General features: G+C 74.4%; 26 protein-coding genes and 1 pseudogene. 21 read left to right on the top strand and 6 right to left on the bottom strand.

Features of this window, described 5'->3' with window-relative positions; genetic code table 11:
- Positions 1-19 precede the first annotated feature (19 nt).
- The 4 genes from leuD (at position 20) to CBP52_RS07725 (ending at position 4,246) form a co-directional block, all read left to right on the top strand.
- Positions 20-682: a 3-isopropylmalate dehydratase small subunit gene (gene leuD, locus CBP52_RS07740; protein ID WP_094180470.1), complete on the top strand. Its 663-nt coding sequence runs from the start codon at positions 20-22 to the stop codon at positions 680-682.
- A gap of 385 nt (positions 683-1,067) precedes the next feature.
- Positions 1,068-2,384 carry a UDP-N-acetylglucosamine 1-carboxyvinyltransferase gene (gene murA / locus CBP52_RS07735; RefSeq protein ID WP_094180469.1) on the top strand — a complete coding sequence of 439 codons (1,317 nt, stop codon included), beginning with the start codon at positions 1,068-1,070 and terminating at the stop codon, positions 2,382-2,384.
- A gap of 75 nt (positions 2,385-2,459) precedes the next feature.
- The gene (locus CBP52_RS07730; RefSeq protein WP_094180468.1) at positions 2,460-3,215 is read left to right on the top strand and encodes a 1-acyl-sn-glycerol-3-phosphate acyltransferase; all 756 of its coding nucleotides are present in this window, start codon (positions 2,460-2,462) and stop codon (positions 3,213-3,215) included.
- Complete coding sequence (locus CBP52_RS07725) at positions 3,212-4,246, top strand: NAD(P)H-dependent glycerol-3-phosphate dehydrogenase (protein ID WP_094180467.1); 1,035 nt, start codon at positions 3,212-3,214, stop codon at positions 4,244-4,246. The genes CBP52_RS07730 and CBP52_RS07725 overlap by 4 nt, the downstream gene beginning before the upstream one ends.
- A gap of 21 nt (positions 4,247-4,267) precedes the next feature.
- Here the strand turns inward: CBP52_RS07725 and CBP52_RS07720 are convergent, their stop codons facing one another.
- Positions 4,268-5,422 (bottom strand): PLP-dependent aspartate aminotransferase family protein, encoded by a 1,155-nt coding sequence (locus CBP52_RS07720; protein ID WP_094180466.1) that lies wholly within the window; start codon positions 5,420-5,422, stop codon positions 4,268-4,270.
- A 57-nt stretch (positions 5,423-5,479) separates the two neighbouring features.
- Here CBP52_RS07720 and CBP52_RS07715 point away from each other — a divergent pair, with 57 nt between their 5' ends.
- Positions 5,480-6,634 carry a D-alanine--D-alanine ligase family protein gene (locus tag CBP52_RS07715; protein WP_094180465.1) on the top strand — a complete coding sequence of 385 codons (1,155 nt, stop codon included), beginning with the start codon at positions 5,480-5,482 and terminating at the stop codon, positions 6,632-6,634.
- A 24-nt stretch (positions 6,635-6,658) separates the two neighbouring features.
- Here the strand turns inward: CBP52_RS07715 and CBP52_RS07710 are convergent, their stop codons facing one another.
- Positions 6,659-7,144, bottom strand: coding sequence for a DUF3515 family protein (locus CBP52_RS07710; protein WP_094180464.1), 486 nt, complete (start codon positions 7,142-7,144; stop codon positions 6,659-6,661).
- Positions 7,145-7,231: 87 nt separating this feature from the next.
- Here CBP52_RS07710 and CBP52_RS07705 point away from each other — a divergent pair, with 87 nt between their 5' ends.
- On the top strand, positions 7,232-8,248 hold the full coding sequence (locus CBP52_RS07705; RefSeq protein WP_094180463.1) for a thiamine-phosphate kinase: 1,017 nt from the start codon (positions 7,232-7,234) through the stop codon (positions 8,246-8,248).
- 12 nt (positions 8,249-8,260) lie between these two features.
- Here CBP52_RS07705 and CBP52_RS07700 read toward each other — a convergent pair whose 3' ends face one another.
- Together CBP52_RS07700 and rpmB are read right to left on the bottom strand one after the other, a co-directional pair.
- Complete coding sequence (locus CBP52_RS07700; protein ID WP_094180462.1) at positions 8,261-8,785, bottom strand: GNAT family N-acetyltransferase; 525 nt, start codon at positions 8,783-8,785, stop codon at positions 8,261-8,263.
- An 87-nt stretch (positions 8,786-8,872) separates the two neighbouring features.
- Entirely contained in the window at positions 8,873-9,064 is a 192-nt protein-coding gene (gene rpmB, locus CBP52_RS07695) for a 50S ribosomal protein L28 (RefSeq protein WP_019136706.1), read from the bottom strand.
- 395 nt (positions 9,065-9,459) lie between these two features.
- Here rpmB and CBP52_RS07690 point away from each other — a divergent pair, with 395 nt between their 5' ends.
- The 10 genes and pseudogenes from CBP52_RS07690 to mutM form a co-directional block, all read left to right on the top strand.
- On the top strand, positions 9,460-11,037 hold the full coding sequence (locus tag CBP52_RS07690) for a DAK2 domain-containing protein (protein WP_198303548.1): 1,578 nt from the start codon (positions 9,460-9,462) through the stop codon (positions 11,035-11,037).
- 44 nt (positions 11,038-11,081) lie between these two features.
- Positions 11,082-13,316, top strand: coding sequence for an ATP-dependent DNA helicase RecG (locus CBP52_RS07685; protein WP_094180460.1), 2,235 nt, complete (start codon positions 11,082-11,084; stop codon positions 13,314-13,316).
- Between the two features lie 182 nt (positions 13,317-13,498).
- Positions 13,499-14,104: a 16S rRNA (guanine(966)-N(2))-methyltransferase RsmD gene (gene rsmD, locus CBP52_RS07680; RefSeq protein WP_094180459.1), complete on the top strand. Its 606-nt coding sequence runs from the start codon at positions 13,499-13,501 to the stop codon at positions 14,102-14,104.
- Positions 14,101-14,730, top strand: a complete 630-nt coding sequence (locus CBP52_RS07675) for a GNAT family N-acetyltransferase (protein ID WP_094180458.1) — start codon at positions 14,101-14,103, stop codon at positions 14,728-14,730. Before rsmD ends, CBP52_RS07675 begins: the two co-directional genes overlap by 4 nt.
- 5 nt (positions 14,731-14,735) lie before the next feature.
- Positions 14,736-15,215 carry a pantetheine-phosphate adenylyltransferase gene (coaD, locus tag CBP52_RS07670; protein WP_094180457.1) on the top strand — a complete coding sequence of 160 codons (480 nt, stop codon included), beginning with the start codon at positions 14,736-14,738 and terminating at the stop codon, positions 15,213-15,215.
- Between the two features lie 95 nt (positions 15,216-15,310).
- Complete coding sequence (locus CBP52_RS07665; protein WP_094180456.1) at positions 15,311-15,793, top strand: hypothetical protein; 483 nt, start codon at positions 15,311-15,313, stop codon at positions 15,791-15,793.
- 239 nt (positions 15,794-16,032) lie between these two features.
- Positions 16,033-16,611, top strand: coding sequence for a DUF177 domain-containing protein (locus CBP52_RS07660; RefSeq protein WP_094180455.1), 579 nt, complete (start codon positions 16,033-16,035; stop codon positions 16,609-16,611).
- Between the two features lie 2 nt (positions 16,612-16,613).
- Positions 16,614-16,811 carry a 50S ribosomal protein L32 gene (gene rpmF / locus CBP52_RS07655; RefSeq protein WP_094180454.1) on the top strand — a complete coding sequence of 66 codons (198 nt, stop codon included), beginning with the start codon at positions 16,614-16,616 and terminating at the stop codon, positions 16,809-16,811.
- 58 nt (positions 16,812-16,869) lie between these two features.
- A complete protein-coding gene (gene rnc / locus CBP52_RS07650; protein WP_232514706.1) occupies positions 16,870-17,589 on the top strand; it encodes a ribonuclease III in 720 nt (239 codons plus the stop codon).
- Positions 17,590-17,592: 3 nt separating this feature from the next.
- Positions 17,593-18,504: pseudogene (gene mutM, locus CBP52_RS07645) on the top strand (bifunctional DNA-formamidopyrimidine glycosylase/DNA-(apurinic or apyrimidinic site) lyase); the annotation flags it as partial.
- Between the two features lie 38 nt (positions 18,505-18,542).
- Here mutM and CBP52_RS07640 read toward each other — a convergent pair.
- On the bottom strand, positions 18,543-19,484 hold the full coding sequence (locus CBP52_RS07640; protein ID WP_094182242.1) for an NAD(P)-dependent oxidoreductase: 942 nt from the start codon (positions 19,482-19,484) through the stop codon (positions 18,543-18,545).
- Positions 19,485-19,551: 67 nt separating this feature from the next.
- On the opposite strand from CBP52_RS07640, the gene CBP52_RS07635 reads away from it, so the two are divergent.
- The 5 genes from CBP52_RS07635 (at position 19,552) to CBP52_RS07615 (ending at position 22,551) form a co-directional block, all read left to right on the top strand.
- Positions 19,552-20,178: a response regulator transcription factor gene (locus CBP52_RS07635; protein WP_094180452.1), complete on the top strand. Its 627-nt coding sequence runs from the start codon at positions 19,552-19,554 to the stop codon at positions 20,176-20,178.
- Positions 20,179-20,690: 512 nt separating this feature from the next.
- A complete protein-coding gene (locus CBP52_RS07630) occupies positions 20,691-21,002 on the top strand; it encodes a transposase (protein WP_157732538.1) in 312 nt (103 codons plus the stop codon).
- 26 nt (positions 21,003-21,028) lie between these two features.
- Entirely contained in the window at positions 21,029-21,859 is an 831-nt protein-coding gene (locus CBP52_RS07625; RefSeq protein WP_094180450.1) for an IS3 family transposase, read from the top strand.
- Between the two features lie 225 nt (positions 21,860-22,084).
- A complete protein-coding gene (locus CBP52_RS07620; protein ID WP_232514705.1) occupies positions 22,085-22,309 on the top strand; it encodes a hypothetical protein in 225 nt (74 codons plus the stop codon).
- A complete protein-coding gene (locus tag CBP52_RS07615; protein WP_094180449.1) occupies positions 22,306-22,551 on the top strand; it encodes a hypothetical protein in 246 nt (81 codons plus the stop codon). The genes CBP52_RS07620 and CBP52_RS07615 overlap by 4 nt, the downstream gene beginning before the upstream one ends.
- Before the next feature lie 2 nt (positions 22,552-22,553).
- On the opposite strand, the gene CBP52_RS07610 is transcribed toward CBP52_RS07615, so the two are convergent.
- Entirely contained in the window at positions 22,554-23,663 is a 1,110-nt protein-coding gene (locus CBP52_RS07610; protein WP_094182241.1) for a cell wall metabolism sensor histidine kinase WalK, read from the bottom strand.
- Between the last annotated feature and the right edge of the window lie 108 nt (positions 23,664-23,771).

The following is a 23,771-nucleotide window of genomic DNA, read 5'->3' as shown; positions in this document are numbered from 1 at the left end:
GAACGAGAGAGACAGACCCATGGAGAAGTTCACCCAGCACACCGGCGTCGGGGTCCCGCTGCGTCGCAGCAACGTCGACACCGACCAGATCATCCCCGCCGTCTACCTCAAGCGCGTGACGCGCACGGGGTTCGAGGACGCGCTGTTCGCGGCGTGGCGCGGCGACCCGGAGTTCGTCCTCAACCAGGACGCCTACCGCTCCGGCTCGGTCCTCGTCGCGGGCCCCGACTTCGGGACGGGCTCGTCGCGTGAGCACGCGGTGTGGGCGCTCAAGGACTACGGCTTCAAGGTCGTGGTCTCGGCGCGGTTCGCGGACATCTTCCGCGGGAACTCGGGCAAGCAGGGCCTGCTGGCCGCTCAGGTCGCCCAGGAGGACATCGAGCTGATCTGGAAGATCCTCGAGACGCGCCCGGGCACCGAGGTCACGGTCGACCTGGTCGCGCGCACCGTGCAGTGCGACGACGTCGTCGTCCCGTTCCACGTGGACGACTACACGCGCTGGCGGCTCATGGAGGGTCTGGACGACATCGGCCTGACGCTGCAGCACGTCGACGAGATCTCCGCGTTCGAGGAGCGTCGTGAGTCGTGGCGTCCCGCGACGCTGCCCGCCAAGCACCTCCCGCCGGTGGAGATCAAGGCAGCGCGGCCGGTCGAGGTCGCGATCGGGCGCCGCCCCGCCTGACCCGCCCGGTACGACGACGGCCCCGGTGCGCCCCGGACGGGTGCGCCGGGGCCGTCGCGTGCGGGCACCGCGTTCGCGCTAGCGTGGGCAGCGGTCCGTCGCGCCGGAGACGCCGGTGCGGGAAGAACTCCGCGACGGTCCTGGTTGGCTGTGCTCGGGCGGACGGCCCCTCGTCGGCGCGCGGTACATGGCGCCGGTGGGAGGTCGAGGCCAAGAACGGACCGGGTGCGCGCAAGCGGCTCGGCAAGAGGTCGTCACGGCGTCGTCGTGCGGGGCGACACCCGCGCGCGCGGGTGTCGCCGGCCTGTGAAGGTGTCGTGCGGAGCAAGGTGTCGGGCCCCCGTGTGGTCGGGGGCCGGTGCCGTGGGTAGGCGAGGATGGGCGCGTGAACGATCTGCTGTACGTCAACGGTGGCAACCCGCTGCGGGGAGAGATCACCGTGCGTGGCGCCAAGAACTTCGTGTCGAAGGCCATGGTGGCCGCGCTCCTGGGGGAGACCCCCAGCGTGCTGCGCAACGTGCCGCAGATCCGGGACGTCGCGGTGGTCAAGGGGCTGCTCGAGCTGCACGGGGTGCGCGTCGAGGCCGACGACGCCGCCGGCACCCTGCGCCTGGACCCGAGCGACGTCGAGATCGCGCACGTCGCGGACATCGACGCGCACGCCGGCTCGAGCCGCATCCCGATCCTGTTCTGCGGCCCGCTGCTGCACCGCCTGGGCGAGGCGTTCATCCCCGACCTGGGTGGCTGCCGGATCGGCGACCGGCCGATCAACTACCACCTCGACATCCTGCGCCAGTTCGGCGCGGTCGTGGAGAAGCGCCCCCAGGGCATCTACCTCAGCGCCCCGCGGCGCCTGCAGGGCACGAAGATCGCGCTGCCGTACCCGAGCGTGGGCGCCACCGAGCAGCTCCTGCTCACGGCGGTCCGCGCCGACGGCATCACCGAGCTGGCGGGCGCGGCGATCGAGCCCGAGATCATGGACCTGATCAACGTCCTGCAGAAGATGGGCGCGATCATCTCGGTCGACACCGACCGCGTGATCCGCATCGAGGGCGTCGAGCGGCTCGAGGGGTACCAGCACACCTCGCTGTCCGACCGCATCGAGGCGGCGTCGTGGGCGTCCGCGGCGCTCGCGACGGGCGGTGACATCTACGTGCGCGGAGCGACGCAGCCGGAGATGACGACGTTCCTCAACACATTCCGCAAGGTGGGCGGCGAGTTCGCGGTCGACGACGAGGGCATCCGCTTCTACCACCCGGGCGGCGACCTGCGCTCGATCCAGCTCGAGACGGACGTGCACCCCGGCTTCATGACGGACTGGCAGCAGCCGCTCGTCGTCGCGCTCACGCAGGCCAAGGGCCTGTCGATCGTGCACGAGACGGTGTACGAGAACAGGTTCGGGTTCGTCGACGCGCTCGTCGGCATGGGCGCGACGATCCAGGTCTACAAGGAGTGCCTGGGCGGGCGGCCGTGCCGGTTCGGCCAGCGCAACTTCTACCACTCGGCGGTCATCAGCGGCCCGACGCCCCTGTCGGCGGCGGACATCGAGGTGCCGGACCTGCGCGGCGGCTTCAGCCATCTCATCGCGGCGCTCACCGCGAAGGGCACGTCCCAGGTGCGGGGGATCAGCCTGATCGACCGCGGGTACGAGCACTTCATGGACAAGCTCTCGGCGCTCGGGGCGGAGTTCAGCCGCGACTGACCCCGCACCTCGGGCACCCCCGTCCCCTGGTGGCGCCCAGGTCCCGTCCCGCCGCCAGAAGGTAGCCTGCTCGTCGTGCGTCCGCCTGCCCGTTCCAACCGCGCCTACCGCAACGTCGCGCGGATCGTCCGACCCTTGCTCAAGGCGATGACCAAGCCCGACTGGCACGGTGTCGAGCACCTTCCGACCGACCGCGGGTTCATCGTCGCGGCGAACCACATGACGAACGTCGACCCGCTGACGTTCGCGCACTTCCTGTGGGACAACGGCGTGGCGCCCAAGGTGCTCGCGAAGGACCCGCTGTTCAAGGTCCCGCTGGTGGGCCGCGTCCTGCGCGCGACCGGGCAGATCCCCGTCTACCGCAACACGAGCGCGGCGGGGGAGTCGCTCGGCGCGGCGGTCACGGCGCTCCAGCAGGGTGACGCCGTCGCGGTGTTCCCGGAGGGCACCCTGACGCGCGACCCGGACCTGTGGCCCATGGTCGGGAAGACGGGCGTCGCGCGGCTGGCGCTGACGACGCGCGTCCCCGTGATCCCCGTCGCGCAGTGGGGCCCGCAGAACCTGCTGGGGCGCTACGCGAAGCTGCTCAGGCCGATCCCGCGCAAGACCGTCACGATCGTCGTCGGGCCGCCGGTGGTGCTCGACGACCTGTACGAGCGCCCGCAGGACGCCGCGACGCTGCGCGAGGCGACGGAGCGCGTCATGGACGCCATCACGCGGCTGCTCGAGGGCATCCGCGGCGAGCAGGCACCCGCCGTGCGGTACGACATGCGCAAGCCCGACGCGCAGCGGTCCGGCGGCGAGCGCGCGGCCCGGCCGGAGCAGCCGTGACGGCGTCCGACGAGAACGGCGAGACGCTGCGCACGGCCGTCCTCGGCACCGGCAGCTGGGGCACGACGTTCGCGGCGGTGCTCGCCGACGCGGGGTGCGACGTGACCGTGTGGGGCCGCTCGGCCGCCGTGGTGCGGCAGATCGCGGACCAGCACCGCAACGAGGCCTACCTGCCCGGCATCGACCTGCCCGCGTCCGTGACCGCGACGACCGACGCCCGCGCGGCCGTCGCGCACGCACGCATCGTCGCGGTCGCCGTGCCGTCGCAGGTCGCGCGCGACACCCTCGCGCCGCTGCGCGGTGCGCTGCGCGACGACGCGGTCGTCGTGTCCCTGATGAAGGGTGTCGAGCTCGGCACCGACAAGCGCATGAGCGAGGTCGTCGCCCAGACGCTGGGTATTCCCGACGAGCGCGTGGCCGTCGTCTCCGGCCCGAACCTCGCACGCGAGATCGCGCGCCACCAGCCGACCGCCACGGTGGTCGCCTCGACGTCGCCGGAGACCGCCGCGCTCGTCGCGCGCGCCGTGGCCTCGTCGTACTTCCGCCCGTACACCAACCCGGACGTCGTGGGCGTCGAGCTGTGCGGTGCGGTGAAGAACGTCATCGCGCTCGCGGTCGGCATCTCGCAGGGGCGCGGCCTGGGCTACAACACCATGGCGACGGTCATCACGCGGGGCCTCGTGGAGATCACGCGTCTCGGGCTCGCGCTCGGGGCCCGCCCTGAGACGTTCCCCGGGCTCGCCGGCATGGGGGACCTCATGGCGACGTGCGCGTCCCCCGACTCGCGCAACCACACCCTCGGCGGTCACATCGGCCGGGGGATGGGGCTCGACGAGGCCATTGCCGCGACCGGTGGGACGGCCGAGGCGGTCAAGACGTGCCGCCCCGTCCTGGAGCTCGCACGCCGGCTCGGGATCGAGATGCCGATCACCGAGGCGGTCGTCAAGGTGCTCTACGAGGGTCTGCCGGTCGACCAGCTCGCCCCCATGCTCCTCGCGCGGCCGCGCCGCTCGGAGGTCGTGGTCCGCTGAGCCGCCCCGGGTGCCGGGCGCTCAGAGCGTCGCGAGCGCGGCGTCGAGGTCGCGCCAGAGGTCCTCGACGTCCTCGATGCCGACGCTCAGGCGCAGCAGGTCCTCGGGCACGGTGACGGACTCGGTGGTGAACCGGCGGCGCCGCTCGAGCGTCGACTCGACGCCGCCGAGGCTCGTCGCGGGCACCCAGAGCCGCAGCGCGTCGACGAGCGCGTCCGCCCCGTCGGGCCCGCCTGCCGGGCGCATGCCGATGATCGAGCCGTAGCCGTCCATGAGCTTCGTCGCGCGCGCATGCCCGGGGTCGTCGGGCAGCCCGGGGTGGCGCACCGCGAGGACACGCGGGTGGGCCGCGAGGCGGTGCGCGAGCTCGAGCGCGTTGGCCTGGGCGCGCTCGACCCGCAGCGCGAGCGTGCGCAGCCCGCGCAGCGCGAGCCAGACCTCGAACGGCCCCGCGATCGCGCCGTGCACGGTGCGGTACTCGTGCAGGCGGGCACGCACCCGCGGGTCGGCTGCGAGCACCGCGCCGAGCACCACGTCGCTGTGCCCCGCGAGGTATTTTGTGACGGAGTGCACGACGACGTCCGCGCCGTGCTCGAACGGCCGCTGCACGAGCGGCGTGGCGAACGTGTTGTCGACCGCGACGAGCGCGCCGGCCTCGTGCGCCCCGGCGACGAGCGCGGGCAGGTCCGCGACCTCGAGCATCGGGTTGGTGGGGGACTCGACCCACAGCAGGTCCGCGGGCGGCGTGCCGTCGGCGCCGCGGGTCGCGGCGAGGACCGCATCGGTGTCCGCCACGTCCACGAGCTCGACCTGCACGCCGCTGCGCCGTGCGAGGTCGGCCGCGTAGCCGAGCGTGACCTGGTAGCTGTGCCGGGGGAGCACGAGGCGACCCCCCGAGGGCACGAGCGAGAGCGCGGCCGCGATCGCGCCCATGCCCGAGCCCAGCACGAGGGCAGGGGTCGGGGACGCCTCGAGCGCGGCGAGCGCCTCCTCGAACGCGTGCCACGCGGGCGTGTCGGCGCGCCCGTACATCGGCTCGTCGCCCGGTACGCCCTGCGAGACGAACGTGGAGGACAGCACGAGCGGCGGGTTGAGCGGCGCGCCCTGCCCGCGGTCGGGGCGTCCGGCGGTCACGACGAGCGTCGCAGGGGCCCGGTGCGCGTGCGGCGAGGTCACCGCGCCAGCGTACGCGCGCGGTCGGCACCTGGTCGGCGGCAGGTAGGGTCGTCCCCGATGAACGCCCAGCCGCAGCCCGCCGACACGAGCGCCCCCGCTTCCTCCGCCCGTCCCCGCGTCATGGTCCTGTTCGGCGGCCGCTCCGGGGAGCACGCGATCAGCTGCGCGACCGCGGGCGGCGTGCTGCGCGCGCTCGACCGTGACCGGTACGACGTCCTCGCGGTCGGGATCACGCCCGAGGGGCGCTGGGTGCTGGCGGACGACGACCCGGACCGCTGGGCGATCACCGAGGGGCGGCTGCCGCAGGTCGAGGACGCGCGTGCGCACGTGCAGCTCCCGCAGTCGTCGTCGGACCGTGAGGTGCACCTCGTCTCCGACGGTGACGTGCCGCTCCCGCTCGGTGAGGTCGACGTGGTGTTCCCGCTGCTGCACGGCCCGTTCGGCGAGGACGGCACGCTCCAGGGCATGCTCGAGCTCGCGGACGTGCGGTACGTCGGCGACGGCGTGCTCGCCTCGGCCGTCGGCATGGACAAGCACATGATGAAGCTCGTCTTCGCGGGCCAGGGGCTGCCCGTCGGGCCGTTCGTCGTGCTCCTGCCCGGCGCGTTCGACCGCGATCCGCAGGGCCAGACGGAGCGGGTGCGCGCGTTGGGGCTGCCGCTGTTCGTCAAGCCCGCGCGCGCCGGCTCGAGCCTGGGCATCACGCGCGTCGACGACCTCGCCGACCTGCCCGCGGCGGTCGCCGAGGCGCAGCGCCACGACCCGAAGGTCGTCGTCGAGGCCGCGATCGTGGGCCGCGAGATCGAGTGCGGCGTGCTCGGCGGGCACCACGGCGAGCGGGCGCGCGCGTCGCTGCCGGGCGAGATCGTCGTCGACGCGGGCAAGCACGCGTTCTACGACTTCGAGGCCAAGTACCTCGACGAGGCGGCCGTGCGGCTGGCGTGCCCCGCCGACCTGCCCGAGCACGTCACGGACCGCGTGCGCGAGGTCGCCGTGCAGGCGTTCGAGGCGCTCGGGTGCGAGGGCCTCGCGCGCGTGGACGTGTTCGTCACGCCCGACGACGAGGTGATCGTCAACGAGATCAACACCATGCCCGGGTTCACGCCGTTCTCGATGTACCCGCGCATGTGGGAGGCCACGGGGCTGACCTACCCGGAACTGGTCGACGAGCTGGTGCGGCTCGCGCTCGAGCGCCCCACCGGCCTGCGCTGACGCCCGGCCCCGAGCCGGGCGCGGCTACAGGCAGCCGCGCTCGCGCGTCGTGTGCTGGACGGCCGGGCCGAGCGCGTCGAGGAACGAGGTCGGGTGCGTGCGCGCGATCGCGGCGGGCACCAGGAGCTGGACCGCCGGCACGCGGCCGTACGTCGTGAACGTCCAGTCGCTGCCCGCCTCGTCGTCAGGGTCGGACGCGACGACGACCCAGTCGACCGACGTGCCGTCGGGCGACTCGACGCTCTCGCAGCGGTCGGTGGTCGGTCCGAGCGGCTCGACGCCGCAGCGCAGCACCACCGCGCCCGAGTCGTCGGCCCACGCGGTCGTCGCCTGCGCGTCGGTGTCGCGGCGCTCCAGCCCGCTTAGCTCGTCGGGGGTCGCGAGGACGACCTGCGCGCACACGGGGTCCGTCGCGTGCGGGCCGGGGGCGGTCGCGACGGCCGACGCGCACCCGGCGAGGGCGGCCGGGACGAGGGCGAGGGCGAGGGCACGACGAGCAGCGCGGGGCACGTCACCACCGTAACGACTCGCGGGGCGTGCTCCGCACGAGCGCGTGCGCGGGCTGGCTCGCCGTCGCGCGGGCGCTAGCGTGGGCGGGTGCGAGTCGCGGACCTGACCGAGGAGCAGCTGCTGGCCCGGATCGTCCCGGAGCTGCCGGCGGGCGCGGCGACCCTCCTGGGCCCGGGCGACGACGCAGCGGTCGTCGCGGCAGCGGACGGGCGGTTCGTCGTCACGACGGACGTGCTGGTCGAGGACCGGCACTTCCGTCGCCCGTGGTCCTCGGGCGAGGACGTCGGGCGACGCGCGGCGGTGCAGAACCTGGCCGACGTCGCGGCGATGGGCGCGGTGCCCACGAGCCTGGTCGTGACGCTCGTCGTACCCGCGGAACTGGACGTCGACTGGGTCGTCGGGCTCGCGCGCGGTCTCGCCGCCGAGTGCGGCCCGCTGGGTGCGGGCGTGGTCGGCGGGGACCTGTCGGGCGGGCCGCTCGTCGTCGTCGGCGTGGCCGCGCACGGCGACCTGCAGGGGCGTGCCCCCGTGCTGCGCTCCGGCGCGCGGACCGGTGACGTGGTCGCGCACGCGGGGGTCCTGGGGTGGTCGGCCGCAGGTCTGGCGTCGCTGTCCGCGCGCGCCGCGCACGTGCCCGCCCGGTTCGTCGAGGCCTACCTGCGGCCGCGCTCACCCCTCGCCGCGGGGCCGGACGCCGCGCGCGCGGGCGCGACCGCAATGATGGACGTGTCCGACGGGCTGCTCAAGGACGCGGGGCGGCTCGCGCGTGCGAGCGGGGTCCGCGTGGACCTGGACCGCGGTGCCCTCGCCCCGGCCGCGGACGCGCTCGCGGACGTGGCCCGCGGGCTCGACGCCGACCCGTGGGCATGGGTCCTCGGCGGAGGAGAGGACCACGGCCTGCTCGCGACGTTCCCCGCGGGGACCGAGCTCCCGGCACCGTTTCGCGTGATCGGCCGGGTGATCGGCCGGGTGGTCGACGGGGCGGTCGGTGGGGTGGTCGGCCGAGGGGAGCCGGCCGGGGACGACGAGCCCGCCGTCACCCTCGACGGGGAGGCTCCCGGTGTCGCGACGGGCTGGGACCACTTCGCCGGCCGGACGGGCTGAGCGTCCTGGCGGTCAGCGGCGGCGGTAGCGGACCTCGAGCAGCTCCTCGCCGCCCACGTCCTCGAACCGCTCGACACCGTCGGGCTGGAAGCCGTGGCGCCGGTAGAAGTGGCGCGCGCGCTCGTTCGCCGCGAGCACCCACAGCGACAGCGGCGTGTGGTCGCCCGCCTCGGCGATGAGGGTGCGCATGAGCTCACGCGCGACCCCGTGCCCCCACGTCCCGGGGTCGAGGTAGATCGAGTAGATCTCCAGGTCGCCGCGGCCGGCGTCCTCGTCGCGGCTCGGACCCATCGACGCGAAGCCCAAGGGCCGGCCGCCGTCCTGCGCGAGCCACGTCCGCACGCCGTCGTCCGGTCCGCGCTCGAGGTGGTGCCGCCACCGCTCGGCCGCCGACTGCGGGTCGAGCGAGTCGAGGTAGGTCGCGGAGACGATCCCGACGTACGCCTCCTGCCACGAGCGCACGTGCACGGACGCGATCGCGGCGGCGTCCGCCGGCCCTGCCGCGCGGATGGTCAGCTCCTCGATCTGCTCGGCCATGGGGTCACCATGCCACACGGGCGCGACGACGCAAGGCCCGCGAGGAGAATTCCTCGCGGGCCTTGCGGTCGATGCTGGAGGTGCGACTCAGACGGCGCGCTGGACCTTGCCGGCCTTGAGGCACGAGGTGCACACGTTGAGACGCTTGGGGGTCCCGGCGACGACCGCGCGGACGCGCTGGATGTTCGGGTTCCAGCGACGCTTCGTGCGGACGTGCGAGTGCGAGATGCTGTGCCCGAAGCTCGGGCCCTTGGCGCAGACGTCGCAGGTGGCGGCCACGGTCTTCTCCTGTTGCTCTGGTCGAACTTGAACAGCCGCGAGGTCCGCGGCGAAGTCGGTGTTTCCCGGTGGGCGGCGGTCGCGGACCGTCGGACGAGATCGTCGGACGAACCTGCCACCGCGCCCGTCAGGGCGCGCCCGAACCCGTCGGGCAACCGGTCAAGACTAGCCCATGGCGCGCAGGGCCCCCAAATGTGGGTGCGGTGGTGCAGGGTGAGATGCGCCGCACCGACGTCCGCCGCGTCGGGCAGGCTGGTGCGCGGTCTCGTCGCCGATGGGACGGACGGCACGACGACCTGACGACGACGACTGGACCACCACGACGACCGGACCACCACGACGACCGGACCACCACGACTACCAGACCACGGCGGGACGACGAGAAGGGAGCGCGCGTGCTGCTCGGGACCGACCAGGCCCTCGCCTGGGTGTCCGCCGCACGCGCGGGGCTCGTGGGTGCGCGGGGCCGCATCGACGCCGTCAACGTGTTCCCCGTGGCCGACGCGGACACCGGCACGAACGCGTGGCTCACCGTCGAGGGCGGCGCCCGTGCGGTCGACGACCTGCTCGCGTCCCCGGGTGGGCCGCCCGACGCCGAGGCGGCCCTCGCGGCGTTCGCGCGCGGCGCCATGCTCGCGGCGCGCGGCAACTCCGGGGTGATCCTCAGCCAGTGGCTCGCAGGCTTCGTGCGGCGCGCACGGCGCGACGAGGACGGCCCGGCACGTGTCCTCGCGGACGCGCTGCGGGACGCGGCGCGCGCGGCGCGGCTCGCGCTCGCGGACCCGCAGGAGGGCACCGTGCTCACGCTGGCCGACGAGGTCGCGGAGGCGGCCGGGCTCGCCGCGGACGCCGGTGCGCCGACCGAGCAGGCCGTGGCCCATGCGGCCGCCGCGGGGCACCAGGCGCTCGCCCGGATCTCCGCCACGCACCCGGTGCTGCGCCGCGCGCACGTCCCGGACGCCGGGGCGTGCGCGCTCCTCGTCGTCGTGGACGCGCTGGTCGCGGCGGTGACGCGCGAGCCGGCACGCGACCCCGCGCTGTGGCTTCCGGAGCGCTCCGTGCCGCGGGCGCGGGACGCGGACGGCGACCTGCCGGACGCGGGGCACGGCGGCGGGGCGTTCGAGGTCATGCTCGTCGTCCAGGCGCCGCGCGCGGACCTGGGCGACCATCTGCGCGAGGGGCTCGCGGCCGTCGGGGACTCGGTCGCCGTCGTGGGGGCCGACGGCTGGTGGCACGCGCACGTGCACACCGACGAGCCGGTCGCCGCGATCGACGCGTGCGCCGCGGGCGCGCGCGAGCAGGTGGTGGTGCGGCGGCTCGACGTGGTCGACGCCGCGGTCGGCCCGCGCCCGGACGGGTGGGGCCTGGTCGTCGTGACGGCGTCACCGGGGCTCGCCGCCTGGTACGCGACCGCGGGGGCCGTCGTCGTCGTGCGCTGCCCCGAGCTGCCCGTCCGGGCCGAGCACGTGCGGCGTGCCGTGGAGGACGCGCGCGACGAGTCCGGCCGGGCCGTGCTCGTCGTGCCCGGTGGTGCCGTGGCGGGGGACGAGCTGGACCTGCTGCTCGGGATCGACGGGGTCGAGGTGCTCGGCGCGGACGACGAGGCGCGCGCGGCGGTCGCCACGCTCGCGTTCGTGACCGCGGGGACCTCGGCAGCGGCCGCGGCGGCGCTCGCGACGGCCCGCGCGCGGGTGGCCGCGCTCGAGCCCGACGCGTCGGTCGCGGAGCTCGGCCGGACGGTCGACGGCCTCGTGCGCGCGGTGCCCGACCGCCTGGCAGACCTCCCCGACCGCCCGGCCGGCGCCCTGACGGACGGCGTCCTGCCGGTCCCGGAGAGCCTGACGGTCGTCGTGCCGGGGCCGCTGGACGAGGTGCTGGCCGCGCAGGTCGAGCGCGTCGCGGCGCAGCACGGGCTCGAGCCGACCGTGCTCGCGGACGCGAGCGCGACGCGCGTGCTCGTCGCGGTGGACTGACTCGAGGTGCGGGCGACGAGGATGCGGACGACGAAGGAGGACGCGTGCGGTACGCGGACGGGGTGAGGCGCGCGGCGGGGCTCGACCGCCCGGTGGGCTCGCTCGTGCCGCGCACGGGGCCGAAGTTCGAGGCCCTGGGCGTGCGGACGGCGGGCGACCTGCTGCGCTACTACCCGCGCCGGTACGCCGACCCGAGCCGGCTGACGGACATCGCGGGTCTCGTGATCGACGAGAAGGTGTCGGTGGTCGCCGAGGTGCGCTCGTGCTCCGGTGTGCTGCGCGCGCGGTCGTCGGGCAAGCTCCGCGTCGAGGCGCAGGTCACCGACGGACGGTCGGTGCTGCACCTCGCGTTCTTCGCGCAGCGCGAGCACATGGCCAAGCGGTTCGTGCAGGAGCTGCGGCCCGGGCGGCGGGGGCTGTTCACGGGGAAGGTCGGCTGGTTCAACGGCCGCGCGCAGCTCGCGAACCCCGAGGCGGTGTGGTTCGACGCCGACGACGAGGGCGCGGCGCTCGAGCACGCCGCGCGACCGCTGCCGGTCTACCCGGCGAGCGCGGGTCTCGACAGCGCGCGGATCGCGACCGCCGTGCAGCTCGTCCTCGACCCGCTCCGGGACGGTGACGTCCCCGACCCGGTGCCCGCGCAGGTGCGCGACGCGCGCGGCCTGGGCGACCTGCTGCCCGCGCTGCGCGCCATCCACCGCCCCGAGACCGAGGAGGACTGGCGCGCGGCCCGCCGCCGGCAGCGCTACGAGGAGGCGTTCGTGCTGCAGGCCGAGCTCGCGCGCCGCCGGGCGCGCGCGGCGGCGCAACCCGCGGTGGCCCGGCCCCACGTGCCGGGCGGGCTGCTCGACGCGTTCGACGAGCGGCTGCCGTTCACGCTCACCGCGGGTCAGCGCACGGTGGGCGAGCAGGTCGCCGCCGAGCTCGCGGAGCCCGTCCCCATGCAGCGGCTCCTGCAGGGTGAGGTCGGGTCCGGCAAGACGGTGGTCGCGCTGCGCGCGATGCTGCAGGTGGTCGACTCGGGTGGGCAGGCGGCTCTGCTCGCGCCGACGGAGGTGCTCGCCGCCCAGCACGCGCGGTCGCTGCGGGCGATGCTCGGCGACCTCGCCGAGGGCGGGATGCTCGGGGGTGCCGACCAGGGCACGCGCGTCGCGCTCCTGACCGGCTCCGTCACGGGTGCTGCGCGCAAGCAGGCGCTGCTCGACGCCGCGTCGGGTGCCGCGGGCATCGTCGTCGGGACGCACGCGCTGCTCGAGAAGACCGTGCAGTTCGCGGAGCTCGGGCTCGTGGTGGTCGACGAGCAGCACCGGTTCGGCGTCGAGCAGCGCGACGCGCTGCGCGCCAAGGCGTCGGCACAGCCGCACCTGCTGGCCATGACCGCCACGCCGATCCCGCGCACGGTCGCGATGACCGTGTTCGGGGACCTCGAGACGTCGGTGCTCGACGAGCTGCCCGCGGGCCGGTCCCCGATCACGACGTTCGTCGTGCCCGCGCACCTGCCCACCTGGATGTCCCGGACGTGGGCACGCGTCCGTGAGGAGGTCGCCCGGGGTGGCCGCGCGTACGTCGTCTGCCCCCGCATCACGGGCGACGACGCGGACGGGGCGGACCTCGTGGCCGACGAGCCCGCGACGCTCGGCGACCAGGGCGCGACGCCGCGGCGTCCGCCCCGGGCGGTCCTCGAGGTGGTCGAGGAGCTGAGGTCGCTGCCCGAGCTCGCCGGGGTCGGCGTCGGGATGCTGCACGGGCGGCTCGCCCCCGAGGAGAAGGACCGCGCGCTCGCGGACTTCGCGTCGGGCGCGGTGCCGGTGCTGGTCTCGACGACGGTCGTCGAGGTCGGCGTCGACGTGCCCGAGGCGACCGCGATGGTGATCCTGGACGCCGACCTGTTCGGCGTCTCGCAGCTGCACCAGCTGCGTGGCCGTGTGGGCCGCGGCAGCGCGCCGGGCGTGTGCCTGCTCGTCTCGGGCGCGCAGGAGGGCGGTCCCGGGCACGAGCGGCTGCGCACGGTCGCGGAGACGCTCGACGGGTTCGCGCTCGCGGCGTTCGACCTGGAGCAGCGGCGCGAAGGTGACGTGCTGGGCGCGTCGCAGTCCGGCGGGTCGACGTCGTTGCGCCTGCTGCGCGTCACGCGCGACGGTGACCTCATCGAGCAGGCGCGGGCGGACGCGCGCGCGGTGGTCGAGCAGGACCCCGAGCTCGAGTCGTACCCCGCGCTGCGCGACGCGATCGAGGCGCTGCTGGCGGGCGAGCGCGAGGAGTTCCTCGACCGTGCGTGACGGGTCGGGGCTCGGCCGGTACCGGGCGAGGTGACGGCCGGGCCGGTGATGGGCGAGGCTGTGCGCACGGCACACCGTCCCTGGTGCGGCTCCGGTCGCCGGGCCGCAGGTCGGGTCGTCGCACATCGGGTCGTCGCAGGTCGGGTTGTCGCAGGTCGGGTTGTCGGGGACGGGAGGACGGCGTGACGAGGATCGTCGCGGGCAGCGTCGGCGGACGGGCGCTGCAGGTGCCGCGGGCCGGGACGCGGCCGACGAGTGAGCGCGTGCGCGAGGCGCTGTTCTCGCGCCTCGAGCACCTCGACGTCGTCGCCGGCGCGCGCGTGCTCGACCTGTACGCCGGCTCGGGTGCGCTCGGGCTCGAGGCCGCGAGCCGCGGCGCCGGGGCCGTGACCCTCGTCGAGCTCGCGCGGCAGGCCGCCGAGGTCTGCCGGCGCAACGTGGTCACGCTCGGCGTCGGGGACCGCGTGGTGGTCGTGGCCGAGAAGGCCGAGCGCTTCGTCGAGCGGGCCCCGCTGTCGCCGTGGGACCTCGTGCTCGTCGACCCCCCGTACGACCTGCCCGAGGCCGACCTGGAGGCCGTGCTGCGCGCCCTGGCCGGGCACCTCGCCCCGGGCGCGGTGGTCGTCGTCGAGCGCTCGGGCCGGGCGCCCGAGCCCGCCTGGCCGGACGGGGTGCGCCGGTTCGACGCGCGTTCCTACGGCGAGACGGCGGTGTGGTTCGCCGAGCCGGACGAGCCGGCGGTCACGGACGAGGGTCCCGACGACGTCGAGGAGGGCGGTCCACGATGATCGACGAGCGGCTGGTGCGCGCGGCGCGTTGGGACGACGTCCCCGCGATCCGGACGGTCCTCGCGCTGGCGTTCCACGACGACTCGCTCGTGCGGTGGGCGCTGCCCGACGAGGCGACGCGCGACGACGTGTGCGCGGCGTGGTTCGGTGCGCTCGTCGACCGGTACGTCGCGGTCGGGCGGGTGGACGTCGTGGAGGTCGACGGGGAGGTCGTGGCGGTGGCCGCGTGGCGTCCGCCCGACGTGCCGGCCGACCACCCGGTGATGACGAGCCTGCCGTCCGTCCCCGGCGTCGTCGCCGCGGTCGTCGGCCCCGAGCGCGCCGCGCACCTGTTCGCGACGCTCGGGCGCTCGTCGGCCCTCGCGCCTGCGGGCGCGCCGACCTACCTGCACCTGCTGGCCGTCCGGCCGGACCTGCAGGGCCGCGGCCTGGGAACGCTGCTCGCCACGCGGGGGCTCGCGTCGTGCGACGAGCGCGGCGCGACGAGCTGGCTGTGCACGGCGGAGGCACGCGACGTGGTGCTCTACGAGCGGCTCGGGTTCACGGTCGTGGGTCAGGTGCCGCTCGACGACGTGGGGACGCTGCGCGTGATGCACCGTGCCCCGCGGGACGCTGGCCTACGCTGACGCACGTGAGCCTCGCCGTCTGCCCCGGGTCGTTCGACCCCCTGACGCTCGGTCATGTCGACGTCGTGCGGCGCGCGCGGTCGATGTTCGACGAGGTCGTCGTCGGGATCGCGCGCAACTCCTCAAAGTCCCCGCTGCTCGACGTCGACCGTCGGGTCGCGCTCGCCCGGGCGGCGTTCGCGCAGGACGCGGGCGTGCGGGTCGAGGTCGTGCCCGGGCTGCTCGCGGACTTCGTGCGCGAGGTCGGCGCCGCCGCGGTGGTCAAGGGCCTGCGCGGGGGAGCGGACTTCGACGGCGAGCTGCCGATGGCGCTGATGAACCGGCACCTCACGGGCGTGGAGACCGTGTTCGTGGTGGGCGACCCCGCGCTCGCGCACATCGCGTCGTCGCTGGTGAAGGACGTCGCGCGGTTCGGCGGGTCGGTCGCGGACCTGGTCCCGGCGGGCGTCGCGGACGCCGTGCGCGACGCCCTGGCCCGCGCCTGAGCCGTGCCTGAGCCGCGCGGGGCGACCTGCGGTGCGAGGCTGGACCCGCGCACCGCGCCGGACCGGGCCGTGCGTGCGAGAGGAGGAGGATCGTCGTGAGCGAGGCGCAGGAGCGCACCGAGGGCCTGACGGGGGTGCTCGACGCGATCGAGCAGGCCGTCGCGTCCGCCCGGAACATGCCCATGTCGTCGTCGGTGCTGGTGAGCCGCGCCGAGCTGCTGGACCTCGTCGCGCAGGCCCGCGAGGTGCTGCCCGACCAGCTGACCCGCGCCGACCAGGTGCTCGCCGACGCGGACGCCGCGCGCACCGCCGCGCAGGAGGACGCCGAGCGGATCCTGGAGCGTGCGCGGGCGAGGGCGGCCGAGCTCGTCGCGCAGGAGGCGGTCGTGACGGCCGCGCAGGAGCACGCGGCGGCGCTGGTCGCCGACGCGCAGAGCACCGCCGAGGAGCTGCGACGCGACGCGGACGACTACTGCGACCGTCGGCTCGCGGACTTCGAGATCGACCTGGGCAAGGTGCTCGCGCAGGTCCAGGCGGGCCGCGCGAAGCTCGCGGGCAGGCTCTCGACCGACGTCTGACCCCACCACCCCGCTCGCGCCGACCCCGCACCTGCTCCGGCTCGGCGTGCCGATACCCGGACCAACCGCGGCCTCGTCGTGGCCTTCGGCGTGACCCTCGTCGCGACCCTCGTCGTGGTGGCGACGCTCACGGCCCGAGGATTTGGGGGCGTCCCGCGGGACCTGTAGCATCGTCCGTTGGTCCTGCCGGTCTGGCGGTACCGAGAATCCAAGGAACAGCACCTGACGAGGGGACGGCCGTGCAGCGCCCAGTTCACCTCGATCCCCGCTCGCCGTTCGTGCTCGACACCCACGAGCTCGGCCGACGTCCGGGATCGACGCGGACCGTGCAGCGGACGGTCGCCGCTCCCGCGGATCTCGGCACCGACGTGATCGGTTTCCCCGAGGGGGCGGATCTCGAGCTCGACCTGAGGCTCGAGGCCGTCATGGAGGGGGTCCTGGTCACCGGATCCGTCCGTGGTCGGGCGGTCGGGGAGTGCGTGCGCTGCCTGGGCGAGGTCGTCGACGACGTCGACGTCTTCCTCACGGAGCTCTACGCGTACCCCGAGCGCGCGAAGGCCGCGGCCGAGGAGGGCGACGAGGGTGAGGACGTGCGTGAGCTCGAGGGCGACCTGATCGACCTGGAGCCCGCGCTGCGGGACGCGGTGGTGCCGGCTCTGCCGTTCCAGCCGTTGTGCCGGCCCGACTGCCCGGGTCTGTGCTCCGAGTGCGGAGCGCGCCTGGCGGACGACCCTGACCATTCGCATGAGACGCTTGACCCTCGCTGGTCCGCCCTGAGCGGTCTGGTGAGCCAGGACGACGAGACGAAAGAGAGCTAGCCGTGGCGGTTCCGAAGCGCAAGATGTCGCGCAGCAACACCCGTGCGCGTCGGTCGCAGTGGAAGACCACTGCCACGACGATCACGCAGTGCCCCAACTGCAAGGCCGACAAGAAGCCCCACACGGCCTGCCCGTCGTGCGGTGCCTACAACGGCCGTCAGTACGCCGAGGCGCTGCGCAGCGAGCACGACGCCCGCTGACGCGGGTGCGCGCAGTCGTGACGTCCCGGGCCCTGGCATGAGTGCCGGCGGGGGCGACATGGCCACCGAACTCCTCGAGAAGCTCGGGGTCCACCTGGACCCCGAGCTTCTCGTGCTCGCCCTGACCCACCGGTCGTTCGCGCACGAGGCCGGCGGCATCCCGACGAACGAGCGCCTGGAGTTCCTGGGCGACACGGTCCTGGGCCTCGTGGTGACGGAGTCGCTGTACCGCACGCGTCCCGACGAGCCCGAGGGTGCGCTCGCGAAGATGCGTGCCGCTACCGTGTCGCAGCGCGGGCTCGCGGGCGTCGCGCGGGACCTTGACCTGGGCCGCTACGTGCTGCTCGGCAAGGGCGAGCTCGCCACGGGCGGCCGCGACAAGGACTCGATCCTGTCCGACACGCTCGAGGCGCTGTTCGGGGCGATCTACCTGACGCACGGGCTCGAGACCGCGCGTGTCGTCGTCGAGCGCCTCGTCGGCCCGACGCTCGCGCAGGCGGCCGACCTGGGCGCAGGTCTCGACTGGAAGACGTCGCTGCAGGAGCTTTCCGCGTCCCTCGGGCTCGGTGCGCCGCACTACGACGTCGTGGGCGAGGGCCCGGACCACGCGCGGTCGTTCACCGCGCACGCCGTCGTGGGCGGCGAGGTGCGCGGCACGGGCGTCGGCCCGGCGAAGAAGGTCGCCGAGCAGCAGGCCGCAGAGGCCGCGTACCGACGGCTGCAGGCCGAGAGCGCGGTGGACGACGACGCTGCGGCTCCCGGGGCTGCCGCCGGCTGACGCGTGCCCGAGCTGCCCGAGGTCGAGACCGTCCGCGACGGGCTCGCACGTCACGTCGTCGGCCGCCGCGTGCTCGACGCGCAGGTGCTGCGCGACTACAGCGTCCGTCGGCACCTGGGCGGTCCCGCCGACCTCGTCGGCCGCGTGCAGGGACGCACGCTCGCCGCAGCGGTGCGGCGCGGGAAGTTCCTGTGGGTGCCGCTCACCGGGGACCGGAATGCCGCCGACGAGGCGTTGCTCGTCCACCTCGGGATGAGCGGCCAGCTCCTGGTGCGCTCGTCGGACGAGACCGCGGGAGACCGTGCGGCCCATCCGCACCTGCGCGTGCGGTTCGTGCTCGACGACGGGGGCGCGCTCGACTTCGTCGACCAGCGCACGTTCGGCCACGTGAGCGTGCAGGACCTCGTCCCGACCCCGGACGGTGCGCCCGGTGGGCGCGGGTCGTCGGACGCGACCGTCCCGGAGCCCGTCGCACACATCGCGCGCGACCTGCTCGACCCGGCCCTCGACCTGCCGGCCCTCGTGCGCGCGGTGCGTTCGCGTAGGACCGGCATCAAGCGCGCCCTGCTGGACCAGACGCTCGTCTCGGGCGTCGGCAACATCTACGCCGACGAGGCGCTGTGGCGCGCGCAGGTGCACTTCGCGCGGCCGACCGCGGCCCTGCGGCCGACCGACGTCACGCGGGTGCTGGACGCGGCCGCGCAGGTGATGTCCGAGGCGCTCGCGCAGGGTGGCACGAGCTTCGACGCGCTGTACGTCAACGTCAACGGCGCGTCCGGGTACTTCGACCGCAGCCTCGCGGTGTACGGGCAGGAGGGGCGCCCGTGCCCGCGCTGCGGCACGCCGATCCGACGCGTGGAGTTCATGAACCGCAGCTCGGCGTTCTGCCCCCGCTGCCAGCCCGCCCCCGCGCGCCGCGCGTCCCCGCACGGTCGACGTGACCTGCCGGGGCGTCAGCGTGCGACGACGTTCGGCAGCGGGCGCCCGTCGTCGTACGCCCGCAGCGCGTCGCTGAGGAACGTCCCGGCACGCTGCGGGCGGCCCCCGGCGGCGTGCGGGCTGATGAGGATGCGGGGCTCGCCCCACAGCGGGCTCGACGGCGGCAACGGCTCGCGCTCGAACACGTCCAGCGCGGCACCCGCGATCTGCCGCGTGCGCACCGCGTCGACGAGCGCGCTCTCGTCGAGCGTCGAGCCGCGCCCCACGTTCACGACGAACGCGCGCGGCGGGAGCATCGCGAGCACCCGCGCGTCGATCGCGTGCCGGGTCTGCGCGGTGGCGGGCAGGATCCCGACGAGCGCGTCGGCCGTCGGCAGCACGCGCGGCAGCTCGTCGGGCGTGACCACACCGAACCCCTCGCGCTCGCCCGCGGTCCGCGCGACCCCCGTGACGTTCGCCCCGAGCGCCACCAGCAGCGGGGCGAGCCTGGTCGCGATGGACCCGAACCCCCAGACCACGACGTGCGCCCCCGCCAGGGTGCGGAACTTCGTGTCGTGCACCCGCTGCACGCCGCCGAGCTCCCCGGCCCACCGGCGCTCGTCCTGCGCGCGCACCAGGTCGGGCAGCCGCCGCGCGCACGCGAGCAGGAGCGCGAGCGCGTGCTCGGTGACGGGCCCGTCGTGCAGCCCGCGACCGGACGTCACGACGACCGACGGATCGAAGCCCGCGTCGTCGACCGCGTCCGTGCCCGCCGCGAGGCACGCGACCCAGCGCAGCCCCGCCAGGCGTCGCGCGGCGTCCGCCAGCGCGGGACGACGGTTCCCCCACACCACCAGCACCTCGGCGTCGAGCCCCGCGGTCGGCAGCGGCAGCGCGGGGTCGTAGTCGAGCGAACGCCACCCTTGTGGCAGCGCGACGCGCTCTTCGAGCGTGGTGGGCAGCAGGATCGTCCTCATGCCTGGCTACGATGCCACTGTGCCGAACCTTGACGCCGCCCCAGGGAAGCAGGGACCGATCACGGTCATGATCGTCGACGACCACGAGGTGGTCCGTCGCGGCATCGCCGAGGTGGTCGAGCGCACCGAGGGGATGACCGTTGTCGCAGAGGCGGGGTCCGTCGCCGACGGCGTGCGCCGTGCGACGCTCGTCCACCCGCAGGTCATGCTCGTCGACCTCCAGCTGCCTGACGGCACGGGGATCGACCTGCTGCACCAGGTGCACGAGAAGCAGCCGGGGGCGCGCGCCATCGTCCTGACGTCGTTCGACGACGACGACGCGGTCGCCGCCGCGCTCGAGGCGGGCGCCGCGGCCTACCTGCTCAAGTCCGTGCGCGGTGCCGAGATCACCGACGTCATCCGCGCCGTGGCCGCGGGCCGCACGCTGCTCGACGAGCGCACGGTCACCCGCCGTCGCGCGGGCCAGGACGACCCGACCGAGAACCTCACGCCCAGCGAGCTGCGCGTGCTCGACCTCATCGGCGAGGGCTTGTCGAACCGCGAGATCGCGGAGCGGCTCGGCGTCGCCGAGAAGACCGTGAAGAACCACATCACGTCGCTGCTCGCGAAGATGGGCCTGCAGCGCCGCACGCAGGTCGCCGCGTGGGTCGCGTCCCGCAAGCACTCGAGCTGGCGCGCCGAGCCCGGCCACTGACCTCTGCTCGGGTGCACAGTCCGGGAGGCGTAGTGGCCTCCGCCGTCGAGGTGCGCCCTGGAGGGGGCAGTAGTCGCTTGGCTCGCGGTGACCGCGCGCCCACGCCCGACGCCGATCCTCCGCTGCTCGAGGTCACATGCCGCTCGATTCAACGACCGCCGCAGGCCCGATGACCCCTCATCCGGTTCGGGAATGATCGCCTAGGTTGAAGGTCATAGTTCGCCTCGGGATCTGCCTGGTGCGTCCGTATGTGTTGAATTGCTGACGGCTGCGTGGGCGAAACGCGTCCGGACATGCCCGGCGTCCTGCTAGTTTTCGGCTGCCCAGTTCGAGGCGGTCCTGCACCGACTGGTGGATGTCGGTTGGTTGCGGTTGTCGGCGTAAGCGCCGGGCGTGACCGGATGAGCGGGGGCCTTGGTGGGCGTGTGACGCGGACCCTGCCGGCTCGTTGACACTTCCCTGAGCCGTCGGGCTTGGGGACGATGGTCGCTCTGATCGCCCTGGGAGGGCTGATGAGCGAGAAGCGCAAGTACCGGCAGTTCACGCCGGAGCAGAAGACCGAGGTCGTGCTCGCGGGGCTGCGCGGGGACCGTTCCGTGCGGGACGTGTGTCGCGAGTACGAGATCTCCGAGACCCTCTACTACTCCTGGAGGGACAAGCTGCTCGAGGGCGGCAAGGCCGCCCTCGCGTCATCGAACGCCCGGACCCCGGAGCACGTCGAGGTCGTGGAGCTGAAGAAGCAGGTCGCCGCCCTGGAACGGTCCCTGGGGCGCAAGACCTACGAGCTGGAGATCGCGGGGGAACTCATCCGGGACTGGACGTGAGCACCCGGGTGTCCAGGGCCCGCGCCGTGATCGCCACCGGGCGCAAGCCAGCCGTCGTCGCGCGCGTCGCCGGGGTGTCCCGTCAGGCGCTCTACCGGCCGATCTCCCGGCGACCACCCGGCGCCGGCCCGGGCCGCGGTCGACCAGGTGACGACGCGATCGTCGAGGTCGCCCGCGCGAACCCGGTCGACGGCACCCGGATGGTCGCCGCCCTGGCCTCACGAGCGCTCGGTGAGCCGGTCAACCGCAAACGCGTGCAACGCGTCATGCGCGCCCACGGGCTGCTGCAACGCTCCCGTAGCACCGACCGGCGCCGCCGGCCGGGGTACTTCCGGGTCCGTCGGCCGGACGAGCTGTGGCACCTGGACATGACCAAGGTCTGGACCGCGGCGCACGGCTGGGTCTACCTGCACGTCGCGGTGGACTGCTGCACCCGGGAGGTCGCCGGCTGGACCCTGGACCTGCGCACCCGCACGCAGGAGGCGATCGCCTGCGTCGAGGCCGCCGTCCTCGCACGTGGGGTCACGCCGGGGCGCCTGACGCTCGGGACCGACAACGGCAGCCAGTTCACGTCCCGGGACTTCCGCAAGCACCTGTCCGCCCGCGGGATCACTCACCGCCGCGGCGGATACCGCGACCCCGAGTCCCAGGCGTTCATCGAGTCCTGGTTCGGGCAGTTCAAGAAGCGCTGCGCCTGGCGCACCGAGTGGGAGACCATCGAACAGGCACGTCAGGAGATCGCCTCCTACATCGACGCCTACCACCACCGCCCGCACTCCGGGCTGGCCTACCGCACCCCCACCGAGGTCGCCCGCACCTGGGCCGACCCCGAATCCCTACACACCGCAGCGACCTGACCCGTCAACGGCGACGGGGTCCACGTCAGGAGACACGCCCTAGTCGCGGCGCCCTGGACTGAGCAGCCTGGCATCGATTGCCCAACGGGTTTGCGTTCCCGACGAGCTCTCTTTCATCGAGCCTTCATCGGACCTCGACCGCATCTTGGGGGTGCCCGGGGCAGCCTCAGGCCGTGGGCGCCGTCGGCGCCCGGCGCGAGAGGGAGCGGACCGATGCCGTGGTGCGTGGATCTGGGAGTCGGCGGCTGGCTGGTCCTCGCGTCGAGCCTGGCGGTGCTCGGCATGGCCGTGTGGGCGGTGACGCGACTGTTTCCCGCTGCACCAGAGCCGGACGCGGTGACGCTGCTCGACGCCCGGCTGGCCGCCGGGCAGATCGATGTGGACACCTACCGCAGGCTTCACGCCGAGCTCGCCGGACCTGTTCCGGCGCGATCGGAAGGACTGCGATGAAGAGCCACCTCAAGGGAATGGTCGTCGCTGCTGCGGCGGTGCTGGTCGTGGCGCTGGCAGCGGGTGTGCGTCCTGGCGCGGCGTTGGCGGCTGCGCTGGCGTGCCCGCTGATGATGATCGCCATGATGGTGTGGATGCACCGCCGCGGCCACACCGGGCAGCCCCACCATGGCGCGCACGACGTCACGGCGGACGCGCCCGTGACGTCGCCGCCGCACAGCGCGGCGCCGGGAGCCCGCTGAGCTCAGCCGGGCGGCACCGGAAGCGTGACGGTGAACGATGCGCCGGCTCCCGGGCCGTCGCTCGTTGCGGTGATGGTGCCGCCGTGGGCCTCGGTGAGCGCTTTGCAGATCGCCAGGCCGATGCCCGATCCGCCGTGGGTACGGTCACGCGCGGTATCGGCCCGGTAGAAGCGCTCGAACAGGTGCGGCAGGTGCTCGGGCGCGATGCCGGCACCGGTGTCGGACACGTGCAGCGCCACGCGCTGGTAACCGCCGGTCGCACGGAGCGTGATCGTGCCTCCGGCCGGGGTGTGACGCAGTGCGTTGGCGACCAGGTTGTCCAGGACCTGGCCCATACGCTGGCGGTCGACACGGACGTGTCCCAGCTCGGGGTCGACCTGGACCCGCACGTCGACCCCGGCGGCGGTCGCGCGCTCCCGCCAGGTGCCGGTGGTCGCTGCAAGCAGTTCGTCTGGCGCGAGCGGTTCGAGCGTGAGTACGAGGTCACCGGCCTCGGCGCGGGTCACCGCGGCGAGGTCGCGTGCCAGCCGGGTCAGGCGCGCGGACTGGTCGCGCAGCACGGCCATTGTGGGCTCGTCCATCGGTTGCAGGCCGTCTTCCACGGCCTCGAGGTACCCGGCGATGGTGGCGACGGGGGTGCGGACCTCGTGGGCGACGTCGGCCAGGAGCCGGGCCCGCAGCCGCTCGGCCTCTTGCAGCCGCGCGGCCATGGCGTTGAACGACTCGGCGAGGTCGTCGAACTCCGCGCCCAGTCCTGCAGCCGGGACGCGGGACTCGTACCGACCGGCGCCCAGGCGCGCCGCAGCGGTGGCCACGGCCGCCAGAGACCGGCCGATGCGCCGCGCGAGCACGAGACTCACGGCAGTTGAGGCCACAGCGGCGGCGCCCAGGGCCAGGGCCAGGGAGACGGCGCTCGCGTCGCGAAAGGCCCGCTCGGCGTGCATGACGGCGTCGTCGTGGTCCTCCAGGCCGGCGCGCACCATGTGCTCGTGGAACAGGCCTGGGCCCACGGCGGAGGCCACCAGCCACGCTGTCAGGGCTGCGGTCGCGAGCACGATGACGAGCGCGATGAGCAGGCGACCTGCAAGGCCCCACCGCGCTGCCGGCGGGATCGGCTTCACTCCCCGGTCCCGATCCGGTACCCGACACCTCGCACCGTGCGCACGAACCGTTGCTGTTCAGCACTGTCACCGAGCGGGTCTGCCCCCGGTCTGGTTGAC

The organism is Cellulomonas sp. PSBB021 (assembly GCF_002240455.1).
In the GTDB taxonomy this organism is placed as follows: domain Bacteria; phylum Actinomycetota; class Actinomycetes; order Actinomycetales; family Cellulomonadaceae; genus Cellulomonas; species Cellulomonas uda.
The sequence above is the reverse complement of the archived record's forward strand: the minus strand, read 5'-3'. Positions and strand labels throughout refer to the sequence as shown.